The following is a 23,273-nucleotide window of genomic DNA, read 5'->3' on the forward strand; positions in this document are numbered from 1 at the left end:
GGGTTGCCTCCTTTCCTTACAGCTTGCGGAGCTCCTGGAGGATTTCCGTCTTGGACTTGGTTTTGTCGTCAACCTTCTTGATGACCTTCGCGGGAGTGCCGGCGACGACGCTGAAGGGAGGAACGTTCTCGGTCACCACCGAGCCTGCGGCGACGACGGCGCCTTCGCCGATCTGAACGCCTTCAAGCACGACGGCGTTCGCGCCGATCAGGGCGTCGTCGCCTACCACTACCGGCTGCGCGGAAGGCGGCTCGATGACGCCGGCCAGCACGGCTCCGGCGCCGATGTGGCACATTCTGCCGACTTCGACCCGGCCGCCGATGACGGCATTCATATCAACCATCGTGCCCTCGCCGATCTTCGCGCCGATGTTGATGACCGCGCCCATCATGACGACGGCATTGTCGCCGATGGTCGCTTTGTCGCGGATATAAGCGCCCGGCTCGATGCGGGCGCGGATGTTCTTCATATCCATCATCGGGATGGCCGAGTTGCGGCGGTCGTTCTCCAGCACATAATCCTCGATGCGGTCTTTATGCTCCTCAAGAGCCGGTCCGACGGCGCTCCATTCGCCGAACAGGACGGCGGTGGGGCCGGATACGAAGGCCTTGATCTCGGGCCCGAAATCAAGGCCGGCGAGGTCGCCCTTCACATAGACCTTGACCGGGGTCTTCTTGGTACTGTTTTTAATGTAATCGATGATCTCGTACGTATTCATTTCCTTGACGTCGCTCATGAAATTCGCTCCTTTGCAGTGTCCGTGCCGGGCAGCACGTGGGCTACATCCTTTATAGCACAACCGTCCTGCTTCATCAATGCCAGTCCGAGAAGGGGAAAGGCCGGAACCCGGCCAAGGAACCGGCCGGAGAGCCTGCCGCCCAGGGGCTTCAGGCTCGAGGGATAATGATCCATCGGCATGCCGCGGTGCGATTCCTTTCGGTTCGGGTTGACATCGGCCCGTCCAAATGGCATAATGGCCAAGAACCAAACAGCGCCTTTAATGAACAGTCCCGTGAGGCTGGCAAGGTGATCGATTCGTCCGTGAATAACAGGCAGAGTCTGCCCGCATGCGCCCGAAAGGGCTTGTTCCCATGCGCGCCGTCTTCCGCCTGTTCGACGAAAACCTCTGCCCGCCGGGCAGAGGTTTTTTTGCGTGTCGGGCATGATGAAGGGAACGGCACGCTGCGAATACGATTATCCCAAGGAGGCTGCGGCATGACGACGATGCAGCAGGAGCAAGAGCATGAATTGATGGACGAGATGGCGATGCGCCGGGCGCTTACCCGGATCGCCCACGAAATCCTGGAACGGAATAAAGGCGTGGACAATTGCGTGCTCGCCGGGATCCGCACGCGGGGCATCTACCTGGCGGAGCGCATCGCCGATCGGATCGAAGAGATTGAAGGCGTCCGGGTGCCGGTCGCCGAGGTGGACATATCCTGGTTCCGGGACGACCGGGAGCGGGACGGAGAAGGACCGGGTCGGGAATACCGAATCGATCGGTTTATCATCCAGGAACGCAAGGTCGTGCTGTTCGACGACGTGCTCTACACGGGCCGTACGGTGCGGGCGGCGATGGACGCGGTGATGGCGAGCGGTCGGCCCGAGATGATCCAACTGGCGGTGCTGGTGGATCGGGGCCACCGGGAGCTGCCGATCCGGCCGGATTACGTCGGCAAGAACATCCCGACGGCCAAGGCCGAGGAGATCGAGGTTCGGCTGAAGGAAGTGGACGGAACGGACGCAGTCGTGATTCTTCAGCGCTAAGAGGTCAGCAACCAAGAATGAGAAATACGGACTCGGGAGGGACAACGAATGGGAATGTGGATCATCAACGGCTGGCCGGGAACGGGAAGCCGGGACGAACGGCTGCACGTGCGGATAGAAGGAAGCTTGATCGCGGAACTGGCCGCCGGACCGGCCGAAGCCTTGAGCCTCGAGGGGCATGAGGTGTTCGATGCGCAAGGCCGCTTGCTCGCGCCGGGCTTCATCGATATGCACGTCCATCTGCGCGACCCGGGCTTCGAGCACAAGGAGACGATCGCCACCGGGACCCGGTCGGCGGCCCGCGGCGGCTTCACGACGGTCGCCTGCATGCCCAATACGCGGCCGGTGGCCGATTCGCCGGAGGTCATCCGGTCGATCCGGGCCAAGGCCGAGGAGGAGGGAGCCGTGCGGGTGCTGCCCTACGCGAGTATTACGCGGGGCGAGCTGGGCCGGGAGCTGACGGATTTCGCGGCGCTGCGGGAAGCCGGAGCGGTCGCTTTTACGGATGACGGCGTGGGCGTGCAGAATGCCCGCATGATGAAGGAAGCGATGCGGCGGGCGAGCGAGCTTGACATGGTCGTAGTCGCGCACTGCGAGGAAGACTCGCTCTTGGACGGCGCGGCTGTGACGGAGGGGGAGTTTGCCCGGAAGCACGGATTGAAGGGCATACCGAATGAATCCGAAGCGATTCCCATCGCCCGGGATGTGCTGCTGGCCGAAGCCACGGGTGCCCGCTACCATGTCTGCCATGTGAGCACGGAGCAGTCCGTCCGGGTCATCCGGGATGCGAAGCGGGCGGGCATCCGCGTAACCGCCGAGGTCTGTCCCCATCATCTGCTGCTGGCGGATGAAGACATTCCAGGGTTTGATGCAAATTATAAGATGAACCCGCCCCTGCGCACCCCGAACGACGTCAAGGCCGTCATCGAAGGGGTGGAGGACGGAACAATCGATATCATCGTCACCGACCATGCTCCCCATTCGGCGGAGGAAAAGGCGAAGGGCCTGGACTTGGCGCCGTTCGGCATCGTCGGCCTGGAGACGGCGTTCCCGCTGCTGTATACCCGCTTCGTGGCGACGGGGCGCTGGAGCTTGGACTTCCTGCTGGACAAGATGACCGCGAAGCCTGCGGAAGTGTTCGCTCTGCCTTTTGGCAAGCTGGAGGCTGGAGCCTCCGCGGACTTGACCGTCGTCGACCTGAATGAGGATCGGGAAGTGAATCCGGCGGACTTCGCATCCAAGAGCCGCAACACGCCGTTCGGCGGCTGGCGGCTGGCGGGCTGGCCGAAGCTTACGGTGGCGGCGGGCAAAATCGTTTGGCGGGAGTAAAATTCCACTTGTTGCCTTGGATGCGGTGTGGTATATTTATACACGAAAGTGTATAAAGAACAGTAGGGGTATTCTGCGCCCCGGCGCTGATAGGCAAACGGCCGGACTCGCATCAAACGGTGAAACTGCAATAAAAATGAGGAAAAGAGCCGTTTCGTTTGTCCAGACCGGCAATTCAGCGAACCTAACCGAACGGTTCAGCGGATTTGATACAAGGATCATGAATAAATATTCATTGCCGAGCGGCTTTTGCCCAGACGGGCGCTGCCGCGACCGGCATGACCAGTAGAAGGAGTGGGGATCATGCAAGCCAGGCTGCTGTTGGAGGATGGAACGCTTTTCACGGGCGCGGCGTTTGGAGCCGAAGGAGAAACGACCGGTGAAGTGGTGTTCAATACCGGATTAACAGGCTACCAGGAGGTGCTCTCGGATCCCTCCTATTGCGGCCAGATTGTCACGATGACCTATCCGCTGATCGGCAATTACGGAATTACCCGAGACGACTTCGAATCGATCCGGCCGTTTGTTCACGGCTTCGTGGTCCGCGAGCACGAGACGCTGCCGAGCAACTGGCGGGCCCAGGATACGGTCGATTCTTTATTGAAGGAATACGGCATTCCAGGGATCAGCGGCATCGATACCCGGATGCTGACCCGGATCCTGCGCCATCACGGCACCATGCGCGGCCTCCTCACCACGGGGAGCGCCCCGCTCGCCGAGCTGCAGGAACGCCTCGCGGCTTCTCCCGCGATGATGGATCAGGTTTCCCGGGTCTCGACGGCAAGCTCGCTCCACATTCCCGGAAGCCGGGAACGGATCGCCGTGCTCGACTTCGGCTCGAAGAGCGGCATCGTCCGCGATCTGGTGGCACGCGGCTGCGATGTGGTCGTCCTGCCGCAGAATACGACGGCGGACACGATCAAGAAGCTCGATCCCGACGGCATCATGCTCTCAAACGGCCCCGGCGATCCCAAGGACGTACCCCATGCGGTGGACACGATCCGCGAGCTGCTCGGCGTTATCCCGATTTTCGGCATCTGCCTCGGCCATCAGCTCCTGTCGCTGGCCTGTGGGGCGGATACCGAGAAGATGAAGTTCGGCCACCGCGGCGGCAATCACCCGGTCAAGGAGCTGGCTACCGGCCGCTGCTACATCACCTCGCAGAACCACGGTTATACCGTCAAGCCGGAGAGCATTGCCGGAACGAAGCTGGCCATCACCCATATCAACAATAACGACAAAACCGTGGAAGGCGTGCGGCATACGGAAGTCCCCGCCTTCTCCGTTCAATATCATCCCGAGGCATCGCCCGGACCGCAGGATTCGGGCTACCTGTTCGACCAGTTCCTCGATATGATCCGCGCTCATCGGGCAACGGCCGTCAAGCCCTCGCGCCAAGCGGTTATTCACCTCGGACGCGACCGGGCGTACGAACTCGCAGCGGGAGCCGCCGAGTCGAGCCCAGCCGCCGAAGCGATTTCGCAAGAAGCTCAGCCTGCCGTGAAAGGAGAACCGACGTATGCCGAAAAATACTGATCTGAAAAAAATCCTCGTGATCGGCTCGGGTCCGATTGTCATCGGCCAGGCCGCGGAGTTCGACTATGCGGGAACGCAAGCCTGCCAAGCCCTCAAGGAAGAGGGAATGGAGGTCATCCTGATCAACAGCAACCCGGCCACGATCATGACCGATACCAATATGGCCGACAAGGTGTACATCGAGCCGATTACGCTTGACTTCGTCACCCAGATCATCCGCCAGGAGAAGCCGGACGGCCTGCTGCCTACCCTCGGCGGCCAAACTGGGCTAAACATGGCGGTGGAGCTGGCGAAGGCCGGCGTGCTGGAGCGCGAAAATGTCAAGCTGCTCGGCACCCAGCTCAGCGCCATCGAGCAAGCGGAGGACCGTGACCTGTTCCGTGAGCTGATGCGCGAGCTGGAGCAGCCGGTGCCCGACAGCGTCATCGTCACGAGCGTGCCGGAAGCCGTCGAGTTCGCGAACCGCATCGGCTACCCGATCATCGTCCGTCCGGCTTACACGCTCGGCGGTACGGGCGGCGGCATTGCGGCCGACGAAGAGGAACTGAAGGAGATCGTCGCCTCCGGCATTCGCTACAGCCCGATCGGCCAGTGCCTGGTCGAGAAGAGCATCGCCGGCATGAAAGAGATCGAGTACGAGGTGATGCGCGACGCGGGCGACAACTGCATCGTCGTCTGCAACATGGAGAACCTCGACCCGGTGGGCGTGCATACCGGCGACAGCATCGTCGTCGCGCCCAGCCAGACGCTGTCCGACCGCGAATACCAGATGCTCCGCTCCGCGTCGCTCAAGATCATCCGCGCGCTTAACATCGAAGGCGGCTGCAACGTTCAGTACGCCCTCGATCCGTACAGCTTCCAATACTATGTCATCGAAGTAAACCCGCGCGTCAGCCGGTCGTCCGCTCTGGCCTCCAAGGCAACCGGCTATCCGATCGCCAAGATGGCGGCCAAGATCGCGATCGGGTATACGCTGGACGAGATCGTCAATCCCGTTACCGGCCAAACCTACGCTTGCTTCGAACCGACGCTCGACTACATCGTCTCGAAAATTCCGCGTTGGCCGTTCGACAAGTTCACGGCGGCCAACCGCAAGCTGGGCACGCAGATGAAGGCGACCGGCGAAGTTATGGCGATCGGCCGCACCTTCGAGGAATCGCTGCACAAGGCCGTCCGGTCGCTCGAGATCGGCGCGCATCGGCTCAATCTGCCCGAAGCCGCCGAGCTGGACAACGCGACGCTGCAAGCGCGGCTGAGCAAGCCCGACGACGAGCGCCTGTTCCTGATCGCCGAAGCGTACCGCCGCGGGTACAGCCTGGAAATGCTCCAGGAGCTGACCCGGATCGACTGGTGGTTCCTGCACAAGCTGCAGGGCATGGTCGAGTTCGAGGCCACGCTGAAGCAGGCCGACTTGACTGCCGAGACGCTGTACCAGGCCAAGCGCAAAGGCTTCACGGACCGCTCCATCGCCGAAATCCGCCGCGGGGCGGACTCGCGCCTGCCGTATACGACGGAACAAGAAATCCGCGATTTCCGCAAGCAGCTGAACCTGAAGCCGGTTTACAAAATGGTCGACACCTGCGCCGCCGAGTTCGAGGCGGTTACTCCCTACTATTACTCGACCTATGAGACCGAGGATGAGGGAGAGGAGACGGCGAAGGAGAAGGTCGTGGTCCTCGGCTCCGGACCAATCCGCATCGGCCAGGGAATCGAATTCGATTACTCGACCGTCCACGCCGTCTGGGCCATTCAGGAAGCGGGCTACGAGGCGGTCATCATCAACAATAACCCGGAGACGGTCTCCACCGACTTCAACACCTCCGATCGCCTATACTTCGAACCGTTGTTCTTCGAGGACGTCATGAACGTGATCGAGCGCGAGCAGCCCATCGGCGTCATCGTCCAGTTCGGCGGACAGACGGCGATCAACCTCGCCGCGCCGCTGGCCGCTGCCGGCGTGCGCATCCTGGGGAGCGACCTGGAAAGCATCGACCAGGCCGAGGACCGCAAGAAGTTCGAAGCCCTGCTACGCGAGCTGAAGGTGCCGCAGCCTCCCGGAGGCACGGTCACGTCCGTGGACGAGGCGGTGGGAATCGCCGCCAAGTTCGGCTATCCGGTGCTGGTGCGGCCCTCCTATGTGCTCGGCGGCCGGGCGATGGAAATCGTCTATTCCGACGCCGACCTGCTTAGCTACATGGAACGAGCCGTCAAGATCAACCCCGAGCATCCCGTGCTGATCGACCACTACATGGAGGGCAAGGAAGTGGAGGTCGACGCCATCTGCGACGGCGAGACGGTGCTCATTCCGGGCATCATGGAGCATGTGGAGCGGGCGGGGGTTCACTCCGGCGACTCCATCGCGGTCTATCCGCCGCAGACGCTCGCACCGGCCATCCGGCAGAAGATCGTCGACACGACGATCAAGATCGCCAAGGCGCTTCGCGTCTGCGGGCTGGTCAATATCCAATACGTCATCTACCAGGATGAAGTGTACGTCATCGAGGTCAATCCGCGCTCCTCGCGCACGGTGCCGTTCCTGAGCAAGGTTACTACCATTCCGATGGCCAAAGTTGCCACCCAGGTCATTCTCGGCCGGACGCTCGCCGAGCTGGGCTACGAGGAAGGGCTGTACCCCGAGGACGAACACGTCTCCGTCAAGGTTCCCGTCTTCTCCTTCGCCAAGCTGCGCCGCGTCGACACCACGCTTGGACCGGAAATGAAGTCGACCGGCGAGGTGATGGGCCGGGACCGCAATTATGCCAAGGCGCTGTACAAGGGCCTGGTGGGCTCCGGCATGAAGATCCCGCCGACCGGCTCGATCATCGCCACCGTCGCCGACAAAGACAAGGAAGAGGCGGTTGCGATCCTGAAGGAATTCGACGAGTTGGGCTATCACATTGTCGCCACCGGAGGCACAGCGGCCGCGCTGGAAGCGGCGGGGCTGCGCGTCGACACCGTCAAGAAGCTGAGCGAGGGGTCGCCCAATATTGTCGATCTCATCCGCAGCGGCCAAGCGCACTTCATCGTCAACACTTTGACGAGAGGCCGGGAGCCGGAACGCGACGGCTTCCGCATCCGCCGCGAGGCGGTCGAGAACGGCGTCGTCTGCATGACGTCGCTGGATACGGTCAAAGCGCTCCTGCATGTACTGCAGACGATCAACTTCACTTCCCGGTCGATGCCGACCCAAGCGGAAGCCACTCCGCGAGACCGGGTTCATGCCTGATTCGGAGGGCGGTCCTTGCTTAGCAAGCCCGCCTGCCTGTCCGATCCGATAGCAAACGGCCCTTTCCCGGATGCAAGCGCCGGAGAAAGGGCTTCGGCATGTCGAACGCCAATCGCCCATAAGGAGGAACTTCATGAACGCCGCATCCGATCAACGGAAATCGCCTGCCGCATGGACCAAAGAAACCTTGGCTGCGCGGGTGATCGTCGCGCTCGATTATCCATCGCCTACCGAAGCCGAAGCCTTGCTTCAAGCCCTGGAAGGCATTCCCTGCTACCTGAAAGTCGGAATGCAGCTGTATTACGCCGCCGGTCCGGCCTTCATTGAATCGCTCAAGAAACGCGGGTACCGGGTGTTTCTCGACTTGAAAATGCACGATATCCCCAATACGGTCAAGGGCGGAGCGGAGAGCGTCACCCGCCTCGGCGTGGACATGTTCAACGTGCATGCTTCCGGCGGTCTGAGGATGATGGAGGCGGCCATGGAAGGGGTGGACAAGGCCCTGGCCGGGTTATCCTTCTCATACGAGAGCCGCTCCGCTTCCCGCCCGCTGGTGATCGCGGTCACGCAGCTCACCAGTACAGACGCCCTCACGCTGAACGAGCAGATCGGCATTCCCGGCACGGTGGAAGACGCCGTCATCCGGTATGCCCGGCTGACCCGGCAGGCGGGACTCGACGGCGTCGTGGCCTCGGCCCGGGAGACACGGCCGGTCAAAGCCGCCGCCGGGGAGGACTTCCTCACCGTAACGCCCGGTATTCGTCCGTCCGGCTCCGAGGCGGGCGACCAATCCCGCACGATGACGCCGGGGGAAGCCTTGGCTACCGGCTCGGATTATCTGGTGATCGGCCGGCCGATCACCGCTCAGCGCGACCCCAGGCTCGCTTTTGAAACCATTCTTGAGGAGATGCTCACCCATGGCCATGCTTAACCTGTCTGCCACGATCGCTTCATCCCTGCTGGAAATCAAGGCCGTCGCTCTGCGGCCGAACGAACCGTTCACCTGGACCTCGGGGCTCAAATCGCCGATTTACTGCGACAATCGGCTGACGATGTCCTATCCCCTCATCCGGACGATGATTGCCGAGGGCTTCGCCGAGACGATCCGCGAGCAATACCCCGACGCCGAAGTGATCGCGGGGACGGCGACCGCCGGTATTCCCCATGCGGCTTGGGTCGCGGATAAGCTGGGGCTGCCGATGATCTACATTCGCGATAAGGCAAAGGGACACGGCAAGCAAAACCAAATCGAAGGCGCGCTTCAGCCCGGGCAAAAGGTAGTTGTCATCGAGGACCTAATCTCGACAGGGGGCAGTTCACTCAAAGCCGCGCAGGCGGCCGTGGACGCGGGCGGCGACGTGCAGGCGGTGCTCGCCATATTTACTTACGAATTCCCCTCCGCGGCGAAGCTGTTCGCCGACGCCGGCATTCCGATGCAGACGCTCACCACGTATTCCACCCTGCTTGAGACGGCCTTGGATCAGGGCTTTATCCGCCAGGAAGACTTGGCGAAGCTTCAGGCGTGGCGCTCCAACCCCGCGGAATACGGGAAATCGGAGTAAGCCTCTCTGGCCGGCTACCTCAAGCCAAGTATGCGATTCACCCTCCACCCGTTGGCCCGGTATTCGCCGTATCATCCGAAAGGAAAAGCTGTCATCGCTCTCCGATCTTTATGGCGGGCGATGGCAGCTTTTACATTTGGCAAGGGGAAACGGCGGAGAACCTTTTTCCCCCGGACGCTTACTATGAAGGAAATGCCATAAAGCGGCAGATGGGCAGCGGGAAGGGGAAATTTCGGATGAGAGTCCACAGCCGGGAAGTCGAGCAGGCCGTATACCGTAAATTGGAGGAGCGCGGTGTCGAGCTGAAAGACATCGCCGATATCGTACTTGAGATGCAGCTGCCGTACCATCCGAATTTGCAGCTTGCGGTGTGTCTGGACAGCGTGAGGGCCGTGCTGGCCAAACGCGAGCTGCAGCATGCGATTCTTGTGGGAGTTGAATTGGATGTCCTGGCGGAGCAAAACGGGCTGTCGGAACCGCTGCTCAGCATTTTACGCGAGGATGAGGGGTTGTTCGGCTGCGACGAAACCCTGGCGATCGGCTCGGTTTACGGCTATGGCAGCATTGCGCTTACCACCTTCGGGTTTCTCGATAAACAGAAGATCGGCATTATCCGCGAACTCGACAACAAGTCCTCCGGCAAAATAAACACATTCTTGGACGACCTGGTTGCCGCGATCGCTTCGTCGGCGTCCAGCCGAATTGCCCACAAGCAGCGGGATTTGGAGGAAAAGCCGCGGGACGAGGCCGCCATTCTGGAAGGGCCTGCACTCCAGGAAGGGGAGAATGCGGCTGCGTCCGAACCGGCTCGACGGGAGTCCGGAGAGGATGCGGCAAGCTGACTCCCTGCGCAGTAAGCCGAAAGCGAAACCAAGCCGGACCGGTCGGCGGAAGCCCGCAGCGGTGCGGCTTTTGGCGCGTTTTTTCCCATTCCATGGATTTCCTCTTCAACCGGATAAGTTTTGGCATCGACTTGGGCATGCTAAGCGCATAAACAATCCGTACGGAGGGAACTGAGCATGGACATGGACTGGATCTACTGGGCCAAGCTGTACGATAGCAAATTCCAGGCGGGCTGCCTCGCCAAACGGATGGAAGAGGATTGGTGGATCTACGGGTACGACTGCCCGCGCAGCGTGGAGGTCTACCGTTCCCGCAAGGGCCGCTTTGGCGTCCGGTACATTCCGACCTAAGGATCGGGAGGGGAGCGGGACCCTATGAATTTGGAAAACGTCTTGACATAAGGAAATTGATCAAGGTATACTAACCTTCGTGACTGCACGAACGCAGTCCGAACGACGCGGGGTGGAGCAGTCCGGTAGCTCGTCGGGCTCATAACCCGAAGGCCGCAGGTTCAAATCCTGCCCCCGCAATTTTATAGTACGTGGCAAGAGGGCCCTTAGCTCAGTTGGTTAGAGCGGTCGGCTCATAACCGATTGGTCGCAGGTTCGAGTCCTGCAGGGCCCACCACCCCTTAAAATCCTTGATACTTCAAGGCTTTTTTTGTTTTTATGACTTATTTATTTGCCGGTGACGTTATTCCTCTTTTCGATCCGCCCACTTCGACACACGCCAGAGGATTAAGCCAATGAACACGATACATACCGCAGCCCCGACAGTCTTCAATCCAAGCAAAGCATCGTCCCCCTCCTGATGCAACCGTAGAAATCGCAGCCTCAAAATAGTCCCCCGTCGCGCAGCAGCGCTTCCGTTTCCCGGACCAGCTCACGCATTCCCGATATCGTCTGCGATAAGGCCTCCTCATTCTCCGAGATCCGTGCGAAAAGCTCATTTAAGCGGGTGGAGTAGCGCGCGGGAACCCGCGGGAACCCATCCGCGATGGCGGCTGCGCCTTTTTCGTTCATCAGATAAGCCCCATTCAGAGCAAACAAGACTTGATTCAAACAAGCTCCCGTTCGGAAGCAGCTTCCCGCGACATAAGGCAAATCGGCTTTGGCAACGCCTTTGGCCCCGTTATCGAGCGAAAAGGAGGCCTCCCATAAAAAACGGCCGATCACGGCCTTCTGATACTCCGGCGGCAAAGGGAAGGTCCGCCGCTTCAACTCATCTACCGCTCCGGAAGGGTCCCATAGCACCTTACAGAGCGCAATTTCCGCCAGATAGATCGAGTTGACGAAGCCATGGGGATGACCGGGCTGGTAGTCAACGGTGATCCGGCCGCTCACGCAATCGTCCAAGACCTGAGCGACCCGCCGAAGATCGCGAAGCAAGAAATCGACCGGCATTCGGGAAACGGTCAGCCAACCGCCGCCATTGATCCAAGGCCCCCATTCGCCGATGTCGGTTACCAGGTCCTCCCGGTGCTCGTCGTCCAACTGAGCGGCAGCCTGACGAAGCCCGTCCAGGTCCAACCCTTCGGCAGAGTCGTAATAAATGCCGATATCGATATCGGATTTAGGATTCTCCGTTCCCCGGGCGCGCGAGCCGCCCAACACGATGGCACTCACTCCGCGGACTTGCTGTAGGCGGTCGACGATCGCGGATAGGAGAGAGTTCACGTTCACAAAGGGTTCACTCCTTTCGGTAAGGTCGCTTTCATTATAAGCAACCGGGAGGGGGCGGGGAAGGGAAAAGATAGTCATAACCCAAATGCTCAGCGTGCTAAACCTCCGATTTCACTGCCGGAGATAAAGGTGTTGAGTCTGATCTTCATCAAAATTTAAGTCCTAGAAAAAAAGGAGCGTGGCTTTTGGGCCCTGCTCCTGTTAGGTATTCTTATTCGATAGCTTCAGCCTGCTCCCTGTCAGTTCGCGGGCTCTGCCGTCGGCGTGTACTCCGAGGACAGATAGGTGCTGACCTTGGCGCTGCTGACGACCATCGGATAGAACTTGGTCGGGTCCGGATCGGTCAGCCGGTAGCGAATTACGGCTTTGCCGCCGCCGGGAAACTCGATCCCCGTAATCTCGACGCCGTAGCCCGGATGGGGGACCTGCACCGTGAGCGTGACTTTGTTGATCGCTTCGTTCACCTTATCGATTTGAAGGGCTGCCTCCGTTATCACATTGCCCACTCCTTCATGGCCGCTGCTGGAACCGCTCCCCGGTTGAGAGGTTGGCTCCGCGCCGGGTTCGGCGGACGGCGCCTGCTCGCTGCCGGTATGGCTCGTCACAAACGCGCGGGCTTCATAGAGCAGATCGGCCGCTTCCGAACGCGTGATGGCGGCTTTGGGCCGGAACTCGTTCTTGGCGTTCAGCTTGGCGATTTTCGTATTGAGCAGGAACTGGATGCTGCCCGACGCCTCCTGGTTGACCGATCCTTCATCCGCAAGGAAATTGTACAGCGCAATCACGGGAAACGTACCCTTCTGGTTAATGGCATTGCTCAGCAGGACGGCAAATTGCTCCCGGGTGATTGTGCCTCGGGGGTCGATATCCTGCGGCAGGCCCAGATTGAACTGGCCGATGATAAAATCTTGGGAGTACCAGGCGCTGTCGGAGACTTTCTTGAAATAATCGCTTGCTTTGGGTTCTTTGATAAACCGGATGTTGTCGATGTTCAGCTCCAGCCCTTTGACCAGCAGGTGGATGCCTTGATCGTAGGTCAGGGCGGCTTGCGGAGCGAATTTACCGCCGTTCGTCCCGTTCAGGATGCCTTCCTTTTGCAAAGCCTCGATCTTGGCCTCGGCCGGATCGCCCTTGGTGTCGCTGAAGGCGAAGGCCACCGATCCGGACAGCATAACGGGCAATACCACGGCGGAAGCTATCCATTTCCATTTGTTTGTCATGTTTGAGCACCTCCAACCCCTCAGACGGGCATCGGATGGAAAAGGTTGCACATCCGTTCCGCCAATCATCATCGGTTCTTTTATAGGAAAGCACTAATTTGAACCGGGTATGGATCGGGCCGTATACTTGGGATAACGCCAAAGCGAGGAGGACGTTAACGAGATGGGTATCGAGTTTCAATTGACGCAGACTCCAAACGGGATCTTGAGAGGAACGGCCTTTCACTGCCCGCGCGAAGCGCTCGGGGTCGTCATCGTTTGCCACGGGTACAAAGGCTTCAAGGATTGGGGCTTCTTCCCCTACCTGGGCGAACGGCTGAGCGAAAAGTTTCACGCGATTACCTTCAATTTTACCCATAACGGAATCGGCGAAAACCTGCTGGAGTTTACCGAGCTGGAGCGCTTTGCCCGCAACACGTATTCCCGCGAGCTGACGGACCTGGCAGCGGTGCTCGAAGCTGTGCGGAACGGACAAACTCCACTTGGGCCGACGGGCGGCCAACCGGCATTCCTGGTCGGCCACAGCCGGGGAGCCGGCGTGTGTCTGATTCACGCTTTGGATCATCCGGCGGACACATCCGGGGTCATAAGCTGGAACGGAATCACGAACGTGGATTTGTTCTCGGATCAGGAAAAGGCGGAGATGAAGCAAACGGGGCGAACGCATATTCTAAATGGCCGCACCAAGCAGCGGATGCCGCTGGATGTGGAGATCCTGGAGGATTTGGAGCGGAATGCGGAACGGTTTGACATCTTGGGCCGCATCCGCGGTCTGGTTCCTCCCGCTGTGCTGATTCAAGGAGAGAAGGACGGAGCCCATCTACGCCGAGGCTCGTCCGAGCTAACGAAGCTGCGTCCGGATATTCCCTGGCGGCAGGTTCCGGGAGGCAACCATACCTTTGGGGCGGTCCATCCATTCCAAGGAACCACCCCGCCGCTCGAGGAGGCGATTCGGCTTACCTTGGAATGGCTGGAAAACCAGACCCAAAACCGCCGCCGGTAAGGACAAACATGGGGCTTAGCTCTTCGTTTTCCGCATACAATGAACTAACTCGGGGAATCAGCGCACGTGGAGTCTGCGGCTCCCTTCGCGGCAGCGGGACATCCGAGTTGGAACTCAGCGGAAAGGGGGGAGCGGTATGGATCAGGAACTGCTTACCCGCATGCTCGCCTTCTCGTCCATGCTCTCGGTGTTTGTGCTGGCAGCGGTTCAGCTCGTGAAAGTGTCGGTGACGGTGCCCAAGAAGCTCATCCCGTTGATGAGTGTCGTAGTCGGGATGGCGGTCGGAGCGGTGGCGTACCCGTTTACCGACCTTCATCTGGCTCTCCGCCTTTGGGCGGGAGCGCTGTCCGGGCTGTCGGCTACGGGGCTGTTCGAGGCCGCCTTCAACAAGCCGCGAACCGGCTCCGGAGACGGCGGCGGGGAAGGAACCGGCAGCGGCAAGGAGCCGCCTTCCGCCGGTTAGGGAATTACGAATTCGACGGCCGTCCCGTCCGGGTAGTCATCCAGCCGGTTTTGAATCCAGCTTCCGGCCCCGCGGTTGTCGGCGGGCGGGACATAGGCGATATCGGCTCCGCTGCCGCCTTCGGCACACATGGCCATCGGCCATTCATCGCGGTCGTAGCCTTTTTTGGTCGGGATGCCGCGCAGGGAGAGGGAGCGGTTCTCCTCGGCCCCTTTGCGGTCGATGGTGCAGACGGCCGACTCGCCCTTGGCGATGGCCTTCTTGATATGCTGGGCGGTTTTCGGATAACGGTCCGACGGGAATTCGATCCGGACGACCGCCGTCGGCTGCGGGGTATCCCAAGGCAGTCGCCGGCCGTCCGGCTGTTCTTGCCGAAGATACAGGAGGAACAGGATGGCGATCGCCAGGACGGCGATCAGCGGAAGCAGCCGGTTTTCCCGGGACCGGCGCTGTTGCTTGCGTTTTCGTTTGCGGGCGGGACTCATGGAGGCCTCCTGGCTCGTATCGATCTAGCATTCTTTAAGTTCGGAGCTCCAGAGAATTATAACAGGAGGAGAGAGGGGGATGAAGCAGGAATTCGGCGGGGTTCTGTCGAATAGAATGGCGTACTCCAGAACGAGGTGACCCGCTTGACAACGAATCCATCTTTGCCGCTGCTGCATGATGCGGAGTTTGACAACGCTATTTTCTTCCGCCAGCGCGTGTCCGTGTACCGCAACGGGGAATGCGTCGAATCCAGCGGCCTGGTCCAGCGGTTCACGGCCGACTCGGTCATCGTCCGCTGCGGTGACGGAAGCTGCCGCGAGGCGTATTACCTGCGCCGGCTATGCCATTTTCTGATCCGCTAAGACACGCTCAAAAAAAATCGGAACAAAAGGGTTGACTTCTAAGAGCCTAGCTGATATTATATTTTTTGTCGCCGCTGACGAGCGACGGCAAACGAAAAAGAATAACCCGTCGCATGATCTGTTAGCTCAGTCGGGAGAGCACCATCTTGACAGGGTGGGGGTCAGTGGTTCGAGCCCACTACAGATCACTTGAGAGAAACCCTTGATTCCCTTGTGGATCAAGGGTTTTTTCGTTTCTTTGTTATTTGAGTGGGTTTGACATTTGTGCCGATAAGCGTCGTGATACGAATTTGGTACGAATCGGTTTGTCGGTACGAATGCTACGAATTATGCTTTCCATAAAATGACTTGCCGAACGAGTCGGCTGTTTCCTCCTGCATGTCAGGCAGGGTGTGGGCGTAGTTGTCAATCATTCGAGTGTCTGACCAGCCCATTCGTTCAGCGATGGCTTATGGCGTCTCTCGATTTTTGAGAAGGATGGTAACGTGCGTATGGCGAAGATCGTGGAAGCGTATCTTCTTCACGCATGCTTTCTCCATCAGCCTATCGAACGAACGGGAAATATTTCGGGGAGAAACGGGAGTCCCGAGTGAAGTGCTGATGACAGATCCCGGGGGGTATAAAGGCGAGATCGGGAGCGCAAACCGGCCGCATCAGCAGGAGTCGGATCAATTTCATATATTAACCCTTGTACAAAAGATCACATACCCATAATATGGAATGTGTTACCATGGACTGGATCAAAATAATAAATTTTAGGAGGAGAAAACATGAAGAATTTTGCAGTAACTTTAGTAGCGATACTTTTGCTTTTGGTTGCTCCTGTATCGAGTTTTGCCTCCGGCGCCACCTCTCAACCGTCCTCCCATCAAGTGGTCCAGCAGGTAGTGCCTGCTGAACAATCCAAGTACATCAGCAATTACCTTGTCACAACCTATTATGCTCATGCGACTCAAATCCCGAGCACCTATAGATACACCTTTGTGGATAGCAATGGGCAGTATTGGTCTGGATCGTTGAGCTACGTTTCGGCGGTTGCGGGACCCGGAGGTACGTATGCAGGCGTATATTCCGGATTTGTGTATCTGGTTCAGCAATCTTAAAAGTACTGCATGCTTCAAGCATCCTTCGGTTTGCTTTAATACAGCCGTCCCTCGGGGCGGCTTTTCTATTTGCCCATAGCAATGAGGCGAGCCGCGGTCCGCACAATGCGGGCGGAACCACAGGGCCGAGCCTCTCTGTTATTTTTTGTGAGGAGGCAAACCGTATGAACGCCTGGAGATTCCATAACCTGACTGTCGGTAGCACGAGCAGCGCGTCCGCTCCAAGGTATGGGGGGGTCGGTGTTTAAATATGTTGCTCAGTATGCTTTTAGCGCCTTGGATTGCCCATTTTACAGGCTCTACTTGGGCGTCATTTGCTGTGCATGCATTGGGAACCGTTTGCTCTGGATACTGTTGATTGCCGGTACATCCAAGAAAAAAAACAGTGGAGTCCAAAATCGTTAGCTAAGAGGATTACAACTGGGGCCGCTCGTGGGAAGATCATGATGAATGTGGCAAATTCACGATCCGGCCAACATCCGGCGAACAAATAGGTGAATCTATCAATTTTGTTAAGGGAATGATCATGGAACTGCAAGCGGTTAAGTGATTAAATAGCCTTTGAAAGCCTTCGACAAATACGACGAATCGCCTGGGATGACCAGCGGATCGGGGGAAGAGTTTAATGGACTATCATGTGGCAACTCATGGAAGCGATCAGGCCCCGGGCACAGCGGCACAGCCTTTTTGCACCATAGGCCGCGCCGCAGCTTTGGCGGTGCCGGGAGATACGATCAACGTTCATGCAGGCATCTACAGGGAATGGGTCAATCCGGCCAACGGCGGAACGGAGGAGCACCGCATCGTGTATCAGTCCGCCGGGGATGGAGAAGTGGTGATCACCGGCGCGGAGCCGGTTGCCGATTGGAATAACGAAGGCGACGGCGTCTGGAGCACGGAGCTGCCGAATACCCTTTTCGCCGTCCGCAACCCCTTTGAGGTAAAGCTGTACGGGGACTGGCTGTTTGAGGGGGCGTTCGAGCCGCATCTCGGAGAGGTATACCTCAATGGCAAGTCGCTGTATGAAACCGATTCCGTCGAGAAGCTGCGCGAGCCGCAAGCTTGGCCGCAAGCGAAGTGCCCGGAGGATTCCATGCTGCAGTGGTATGCGGAGGCCGGTCCGGATCGCACAAAAATCTGGGCGAATTTCGGCGGGTTGGACCCCCGTGAAGCGAATGTGGAGGTCAATGCGCGCCCCTATTGCTTCTGGCCCGATACCGTCGGCCGGGATTACATAACCGTCAGGGGATTTACGCTTCGGCAAGCCTCCCCCCAATGGGCTCCGCCGACCGCCTTGCAGGAAGGGCTGATCGGTCCCCATTGGAGCAAGGGCTGGATTATTGAGGACAACGTGATCAGCGAATCCAAATGCGTTGGCATCAGCCTCGGCAAAGAGATCGCCACGGGGCAGAACGAATGGTCGAATAACCGTATTAAGGGCGGAACGCAGCGGGAGCAGGAAGTCATTTTCCGGGCCTTGCGCATGAATTGGCAAAAAGACCGGATCGGAAGCCACATTGTTCGCAACAACGTGATTCACGATTGCGAACAGGCCGGGATCGTAGGCCATTTAGGCTGCGCCTTCAGCCAAATTTACCGGAACCGCATCTACCATATTCACCACAAGCGGCTTTTCCACGGTGCGGAGGTGGGTGGAATCAAACTTCACGCCTCGCTGGACGTTCAAATCAGCGAGAATGTCATATCGAGCTGCTACCGGGCGGTGTGGCTGGATTGGCAAGCGCAGGGCACCCGTATCAGCCGCAATGTCTTCTTCGACAACCTGTCCGAGGATTTCTTCGTGGAGGTCTGCCATGGCCCCTATACGGTGGATCACAACCTGTTCCTGTCTCCCATGAATTTCCGCAACATGTCCCAAGGCGGCGCATTTGTTCACAATCTGTTTGCGGGCAGGTTTGTACTCCGTGCCGAGCTCAGCCGGTATACGCCCTACCATGTTCCTCACGAGACGGCCGTGGCCGGGTACAGCAACATCACAGGCGGGGACGACCGGTATTACAACAACCTATTCCTGCACGACGGCGATCCCGTAAGCGGGCCGCTGCCCATGACCTTTTTCGAGCACCTGCCGCTCTCTTCAAGGGAGCATCCGGACGAGGGTGCCGTTCCGGCGATGGACGGAGTACCGGACAATTCCCGTTGCTACCTCTATCCGGTCGGGTTGAGCGGATACGACAGCTACCCGAGTGCCTTTGAAAAGCAGTGGTGGGACTATACGCAGGAAGAATGGACGGCGATGCGGGAATCCGGAAAGCCGTTCGAGCCGGATAAGATGGCCAAGCCCGTCGCAATCCAAGGCAATCTGTATCTAAAGGGCGCGGTGCCCAGCGTGCATGAGCCGGATGCGCGGGTAGAGACCGACAGCGGCATCGAGCTGCAAATCGATCCTGCCCTAGGCGAGGTACGGGTCCGCATCACCGATCCGGAAAGGATGCGCGCCGCAGCCTCGCCGGTGGTCACATCGGAGGTGCTGGGGACGTCCTTTCACGCCGAAATGCGCTACGAAGCCCCGGACGGCTCCCCTTATCGGTTTGACCGCGACTTTTTCGAGGTGCGGCGTTCGGACGGGAAGGCGACCCCCGGACCGTTTGAACTACTCGGCGGGGGCCCGGTTGAGTTTGTTGTATCGCAAGAAGGCGTTCGGCGGTCGGCGGCTGCAAGCGTAACGGGAACCCCGGGCAAATAAAGCCGCTTTCAAGGAGGACGCCAGCATGAATCCAGACTCCAAAGCCTTATGGTACAAACAACCGGCTGCCGAATGGAACGAAGCGCTGCCGCTCGGCAATGGCCGACTGGGCGCGATGGTATTCGGCCGGGTCCGGGATGAGCGGATTCAACTGAACGAGGACACGATCTGGTATGGCGGGCCGCGCGACCGGAACAATCCGGATGCGGCGGCCCGCCTCCCGGAGATTCGCAGCCTGCTGCAAGCGGGCCGCATCGGCGAAGCGGAGCGGCTCGCCGGTCTGGCTTTGTCCGGCACGCCAGAATGCCAGCGGCATTACCTGCCGCTCGGGGACCTGAACCTGTCCATGGAATCCCGGCATGACGGGGAACCGGCGGAGTACCGACGCTGGCTGGACCTGGAGACGGGGATCGCGGGCACCTCGTACCGAATCGGACGAACGAGCTATAGCCGGGAAGCGTTCATCAGCTTTCCCGATGGGGTAGCGGCGATCCGTCTGGCGGCCAGTTCGCCGGGCAGCCTGTCCTTTCGGGTCCGGCTGACCCGTGCGGGGCACCGCTATGTGGACGAGGTCGGCAAGCGGGGATCGAATGGCCTGCAGCTGACCGGGACGACCGGCTATCTCGGGTTCTGTCTCCAGGTGCGGGCCATTGTGCCGCAAGGCCGCGTCTCTACCGTCGGCGAGTACTTGCTGGTGGAGGAAGCGGACAGTGCCGTCCTGCTGCTGACGGCCGGAAGCTCCTTCCGGCATGCCGATCCCGCAGCCGAGTGCACCCGGCTGTTGGATGAAGCGGAGACCTTAGGATATGACCGGCTGAAGCAGCGGCACAGGGACGATGTCGCCTCGCTGTTCAACCGGGTGAGCCTGCGCATCGGAAGCGCGGCGGAGATTCCGCTTGCGACCGATGAACGGCTCGGGCGGGTCAAGGCCGGCGAAGAGGATGCAGGGCTGGTGAGCCTGCTCTTCCAGTATGGGCGCTACCTGCTGTTCTCGAGCAGCCGTCCCGGCTCTCTGCCCGCCAATCTGCAGGGGATTTGGAACCAGGATTTTCTCCCCGCCTGGGACAGCAAATATACGATCAACATCAACACCGAGATGAATTATTGGCCTGCGGAGATAGGCAACCTGGCGGAATGCCACCTTCCTCTGTTCGACCTGATCGAGCGGATGAGGGAACCGGGACGGCGGACCGCTCGGGCGATGTACGGCGCGAGGGGGTTCGTGGCGCACCACAATACGGATATCTGGGCCGACACGGCTCCGCAGGACACCTACCTACCGGCCACCTATTGGCCGATGGGCGCGGCCTGGCTCTGCCTGCATCTGTGGGAGCATTACGCGTTTGGCCGGGATGAGGCCTTCTTGCGGACCGCTTACGAGACGATGAAGGAGGCCGCGCTGTTTTTCGTCGATTTTCTCGTCGAAGAGGAGCGGACCGGCTGTCTCGTCACCTCCCCCTCCGTTTCACCCGAGAACCGTTACCTTCTGCCGAACGGGCAGTCGGGCGTCTTGTGCATGGGACCTTCCATGGATTCGCAGATCCTGCACGAGCTGTTCAGCCGCTGTATAGAGGCGGCAGAGATTCTCGATTGCGACGAAGCCTTCCGCAAGGAGCTGGCCGCCGTCCGCGGCCGTTTGGTTAAGCCCGCGATCGGCCGGCACGGTCAGATTCAGGAGTGGATGGAGGATTACGAGGAACAGGAGCCGGGGCATCGCCATATCTCCCATCTGTTCGCCCTGCATCCCGGGAGCCAAATCACCGTCAAGGGAACACCGGAGCTGGCCCAAGCCGCCCGGTTGACGCTGGAGCGCAGGCTGGCCCACGGCGGAGGCCATACCGGTTGGAGCCGGGCATGGATCATCAACATGTGGGCGAGGCTCGAAGACGGCGACGAGGCCCTGGCGCATGTGATGGAGCTGCTGCGCAAGTCGACCTTGCCGAATCTATTTGATAACCATCCGCCCTTCCAGATTGACGGAAACTTCGGGGGAACGGCCGGTATCGCCGAAATGCTGCTGCAAAGCCACGACGGTGCGATCCATCTGCTTCCCGCGCTTCCGGCGGGCTGGCCGGAGGGAGAAGTGGCGGGGCTGAGGGCGCGCGGCGGATTTACGGTGGGGATGAAATGGGAGAAAGGCAAGCTGATGACGGCGGTCATCTACGCAGCCCGATCGGGAACCGTTCGGCTCGCGGCCCCGGGTCCCGTGCAGGTGCGGGATGCCGACGGGAATACGATCGCCTGCTCCGATGCGGCAGGGAATGCGGTGTTTGAAGCGGCTGAAGGCGGCTCGTATGAGGTAGACTGCTGGCAATAACTAGCAACGGACGGCGGGAATGACCGCACAATCGATAGGAGGAATTAGCGATGAGTCACTTTCAGACAAACACAAACGGGCAAACGGTAGGCTCCGGCGGCGGAAAGACCGCGCAGGAACAGGAAGCAATGCCGCTGGCGACAGCGGTCGGTAAGGTGCCGGGAAACGGAAACCCTCTGATGGGGCACAAGTTCGGGGCCGACCCCTATGCTCTGGTATACGGGGGCCGCGTCTATCTGTACATGACGAGCGACGCTCTGGAATACGATAGCGAGGGACAGGTCAAGGGCAATACGTACAGCAGCATCAACCGAATCACCGTCATTTCCTCCGATGACTTGGTCAACTGGACCGATCATGGGGAAATCGCCGTTGCGGGACCGCAGGGTGCGGCCAAATGGGCTACTCAGTCATGGGCTCCGGCGGCCGCTCATCGGGTGGTGGACGGCAAGGATGCCTTCTTCCTGTATTTTGCCAACAATGCGAGCGGAATTGGCGTATTAACCGCAGACAGTCCGATCGGTCCGTGGACCGATCCAATCGGAGAGGCTTTGGTGACGAGGTCCACTCCGGGGGTGGAGGATGTGACCTGGCTGTTTGATCCGGCCGTGCTCGTCGATGAGGATGGAAGAGCCTACTTGTATTTCGGAGGAGGCATACCCGAGGGACAGCACGAGTGGCCGAACACCGCACGCGTCATGGAGCTCGGCTCCGATATGATCAGTGTGCAGGGCGAAGCCGTTGTCGTCCCGGCTCCGTTCATGTTCGAAGACGCGGGAATCAACAAGCACGAGGGCGTTTATTATTACTCGTACTGTTCCAACTTCTACGAGGGAGATCGTCCGCAGGGAAGCCCGCCGGCAGGAGAGATCGCGTACATGACGAGCGAGCATCCGATGGGACCTTGGACGTACCGGGGAACGATCCTGAAGAACCCCGGCCACTTCTTCGGCGTAAGCGGCAATAACCATCACGCCATCTTCAGGTTTCAGGGAGAGTGGTATATCGCTTACCATGCTCAGACGCTGGCCAAAGCGCTTGGGCTGTCGAACGGCTATCGTTCCACCCATCTTAACAAGCTGGAGTTCCGCCCAGACGGCTTGATCAACGAAATTCAGGCCGATTACGCGGGGGTTCCTCAGCTTAAGCCGATGAATCCGTATGAGCGGATTGCAGCGGGAACGATCGGCTGGAGCGCCGGGGTGCGAACGAAGGCCGCAGCGGAAGCTCCGGAAGTCCCCGCAGGCGGGGCCGACCTAATGGCGGCCGTCGCCGGAACGGACGGAAGCTGGTTGGCGCTGGCCCGGGTCGATTTCGGGCAGCCGGGAGCAACCGCGTTCACGGCGTCCATCTGGAGCGACGGGCGGCAAAGCGCGATCGAGCTTCGCCTCGATCAACCGGACGGCAAGCTGATCGGAACGCTGACGATTCCGTCTACGGCTTCCGGCTGGTCGGAGAGAAGCGTCAACGTCGCCGCCGCGGAGGATGTGCACGATCTCTACCTCGTCTTCCGCAACGAGGTAGAGGAAGACCTCTTGGTTGGCTCCTGGCAGTTCTCCCGGTAGTCCGCCCCCAACAGGGCTTCCGCCGCTGCCGAAGCCGCAGGCAGGGTCACCACACAATGATAACGGCGCCGCTGACTTCGGTCAGCGGCTTTTGGTATTGGA

The 23,273-nt window shown here is 59.7% G+C and carries 19 protein-coding genes and 3 tRNA genes; 18 read left to right on the forward strand and 4 right to left on the reverse strand.

The features are described from left to right. Nucleotides 1-16: 16 nt before the first annotated feature. The gene (gene dapD, locus ACSEXS_RS11900; protein ID WP_438433444.1) at nt 17-736 is read right to left on the reverse strand and encodes a 2,3,4,5-tetrahydropyridine-2,6-dicarboxylate N-acetyltransferase; all 720 of its coding nucleotides are present in this window, start codon (nt 734-736) and stop codon (nt 17-19) included. A gap of 479 nt (nt 737-1,215) precedes the next feature. Between dapD and pyrR the strand changes: the two genes are divergently transcribed. The 10 genes from pyrR (at nt 1,216) to ACSEXS_RS11950 (ending at nt 10,890) form a co-directional block, all read left to right on the forward strand. Further along, nucleotides 1,216-1,767, forward strand: a complete 552-nt coding sequence (pyrR, locus tag ACSEXS_RS11905; protein ID WP_438433445.1) for a bifunctional pyr operon transcriptional regulator/uracil phosphoribosyltransferase PyrR — start codon at nt 1,216-1,218, stop codon at nt 1,765-1,767. Between the two features lie 48 nt (nt 1,768-1,815). After that, nucleotides 1,816-3,096: a dihydroorotase gene (gene pyrC, locus ACSEXS_RS11910; protein WP_438433446.1), complete on the forward strand. Its 1,281-nt coding sequence runs from the start codon at nt 1,816-1,818 to the stop codon at nt 3,094-3,096. A 303-nt stretch (nt 3,097-3,399) separates the two neighbouring features. After that, entirely contained in the window at nt 3,400-4,632 is a 1,233-nt protein-coding gene (gene carA / locus ACSEXS_RS11915; protein ID WP_438433447.1) for a glutamine-hydrolyzing carbamoyl-phosphate synthase small subunit, read from the forward strand. Continuing rightward, nucleotides 4,616-7,858: a carbamoyl-phosphate synthase large subunit gene (gene carB / locus ACSEXS_RS11920; RefSeq protein ID WP_438433448.1), complete on the forward strand. Its 3,243-nt coding sequence runs from the start codon at nt 4,616-4,618 to the stop codon at nt 7,856-7,858. The genes carA and carB overlap by 17 nt, the downstream gene beginning before the upstream one ends. 133 nt (nt 7,859-7,991) lie before the next feature. Then, on the forward strand, nt 7,992-8,789 hold the full coding sequence (pyrF, locus tag ACSEXS_RS11925; RefSeq protein WP_438433449.1) for an orotidine-5'-phosphate decarboxylase: 798 nt from the start codon (nt 7,992-7,994) through the stop codon (nt 8,787-8,789). Beyond that, the gene (pyrE, locus tag ACSEXS_RS11930) at nt 8,776-9,420 is read left to right on the forward strand and encodes an orotate phosphoribosyltransferase (RefSeq protein ID WP_438433450.1); all 645 of its coding nucleotides are present in this window, start codon (nt 8,776-8,778) and stop codon (nt 9,418-9,420) included. Before pyrF ends, pyrE begins: the two co-directional genes overlap by 14 nt. Before the next feature lie 236 nt (nt 9,421-9,656). Next, a complete protein-coding gene (locus ACSEXS_RS11935; protein ID WP_438433451.1) occupies nt 9,657-10,262 on the forward strand; it encodes a phosphatidylglycerophosphatase A family protein in 606 nt (201 codons plus the stop codon). 177 nt (nt 10,263-10,439) lie between these two features. Next, on the forward strand, nt 10,440-10,613 hold the full coding sequence (locus ACSEXS_RS11940; protein WP_438433596.1) for a hypothetical protein: 174 nt from the start codon (nt 10,440-10,442) through the stop codon (nt 10,611-10,613). A gap of 106 nt (nt 10,614-10,719) precedes the next feature. Then, a tRNA-Met gene (locus ACSEXS_RS11945) sits at nt 10,720-10,793 on the forward strand. Nucleotides 10,794-10,813: 20 nt separating this feature from the next. Further along, nucleotides 10,814-10,890: transfer RNA gene (locus tag ACSEXS_RS11950), tRNA-Ile, on the forward strand. A 206-nt stretch (nt 10,891-11,096) separates the two neighbouring features. Here ACSEXS_RS11950 and ACSEXS_RS11955 read toward each other — a convergent pair. Beyond that, complete coding sequence (locus tag ACSEXS_RS11955) at nt 11,097-11,945, reverse strand: nucleotidyltransferase domain-containing protein (protein ID WP_438433452.1); 849 nt, start codon at nt 11,943-11,945, stop codon at nt 11,097-11,099. A 239-nt stretch (nt 11,946-12,184) separates the two neighbouring features. Further along, on the reverse strand, nt 12,185-13,165 hold the full coding sequence (locus ACSEXS_RS11960; RefSeq protein ID WP_438433453.1) for an S-layer homology domain-containing protein: 981 nt from the start codon (nt 13,163-13,165) through the stop codon (nt 12,185-12,187). A 163-nt stretch (nt 13,166-13,328) separates the two neighbouring features. On the opposite strand from ACSEXS_RS11960, the gene ACSEXS_RS11965 reads away from it, so the two are divergent. Together ACSEXS_RS11965 and ACSEXS_RS11970 are read left to right on the forward strand one after the other, a co-directional pair. Then, nucleotides 13,329-14,168, forward strand: coding sequence for an alpha/beta fold hydrolase (locus ACSEXS_RS11965; RefSeq protein WP_438433454.1), 840 nt, complete (start codon nt 13,329-13,331; stop codon nt 14,166-14,168). Between the two features lie 136 nt (nt 14,169-14,304). Further along, on the forward strand, nt 14,305-14,631 hold the full coding sequence (locus ACSEXS_RS11970; RefSeq protein ID WP_438433455.1) for a holin: 327 nt from the start codon (nt 14,305-14,307) through the stop codon (nt 14,629-14,631). On the opposite strand, the gene ACSEXS_RS11975 is transcribed toward ACSEXS_RS11970, so the two are convergent. Next, nucleotides 14,628-15,116, reverse strand: a complete 489-nt coding sequence (locus ACSEXS_RS11975; protein WP_438433456.1) for a NucA/NucB deoxyribonuclease domain-containing protein — start codon at nt 15,114-15,116, stop codon at nt 14,628-14,630. The genes ACSEXS_RS11970 and ACSEXS_RS11975 overlap by 4 nt on opposite strands. Before the next feature lie 144 nt (nt 15,117-15,260). Between ACSEXS_RS11975 and ACSEXS_RS11980 the strand changes: the two genes are divergently transcribed. From ACSEXS_RS11980 to ACSEXS_RS12005, 6 genes are all read left to right on the forward strand, one after another. Continuing rightward, the gene (locus ACSEXS_RS11980) at nt 15,261-15,479 is read left to right on the forward strand and encodes a hypothetical protein (protein ID WP_438433457.1); all 219 of its coding nucleotides are present in this window, start codon (nt 15,261-15,263) and stop codon (nt 15,477-15,479) included. A 115-nt stretch (nt 15,480-15,594) separates the two neighbouring features. Then, nucleotides 15,595-15,667, forward strand: a tRNA-Val gene (locus ACSEXS_RS11985). A gap of 582 nt (nt 15,668-16,249) precedes the next feature. Continuing rightward, on the forward strand, nt 16,250-16,582 hold the full coding sequence (locus ACSEXS_RS11990; RefSeq protein ID WP_438433458.1) for a hypothetical protein: 333 nt from the start codon (nt 16,250-16,252) through the stop codon (nt 16,580-16,582). Between the two features lie 625 nt (nt 16,583-17,207). Then, nucleotides 17,208-19,289: a right-handed parallel beta-helix repeat-containing protein gene (locus tag ACSEXS_RS11995; RefSeq protein WP_438433459.1), complete on the forward strand. Its 2,082-nt coding sequence runs from the start codon at nt 17,208-17,210 to the stop codon at nt 19,287-19,289. A gap of 25 nt (nt 19,290-19,314) precedes the next feature. Next, nucleotides 19,315-21,606 carry a glycoside hydrolase family 95 protein gene (locus tag ACSEXS_RS12000; RefSeq protein WP_438433460.1) on the forward strand — a complete coding sequence of 764 codons (2,292 nt, stop codon included), beginning with the start codon at nt 19,315-19,317 and terminating at the stop codon, nt 21,604-21,606. A gap of 50 nt (nt 21,607-21,656) precedes the next feature. After that, nucleotides 21,657-23,171, forward strand: a complete 1,515-nt coding sequence (locus ACSEXS_RS12005; RefSeq protein WP_438433461.1) for a glycoside hydrolase family 43 protein — start codon at nt 21,657-21,659, stop codon at nt 23,169-23,171. Nucleotides 23,172-23,273: the final 102 nt, after the last annotated feature.

The organism is Gorillibacterium terrae (assembly GCF_051594785.1).
Taxonomy (GTDB): Bacteria; Bacillota; Bacilli; order Paenibacillales; family NBRC-103111; genus Gorillibacterium.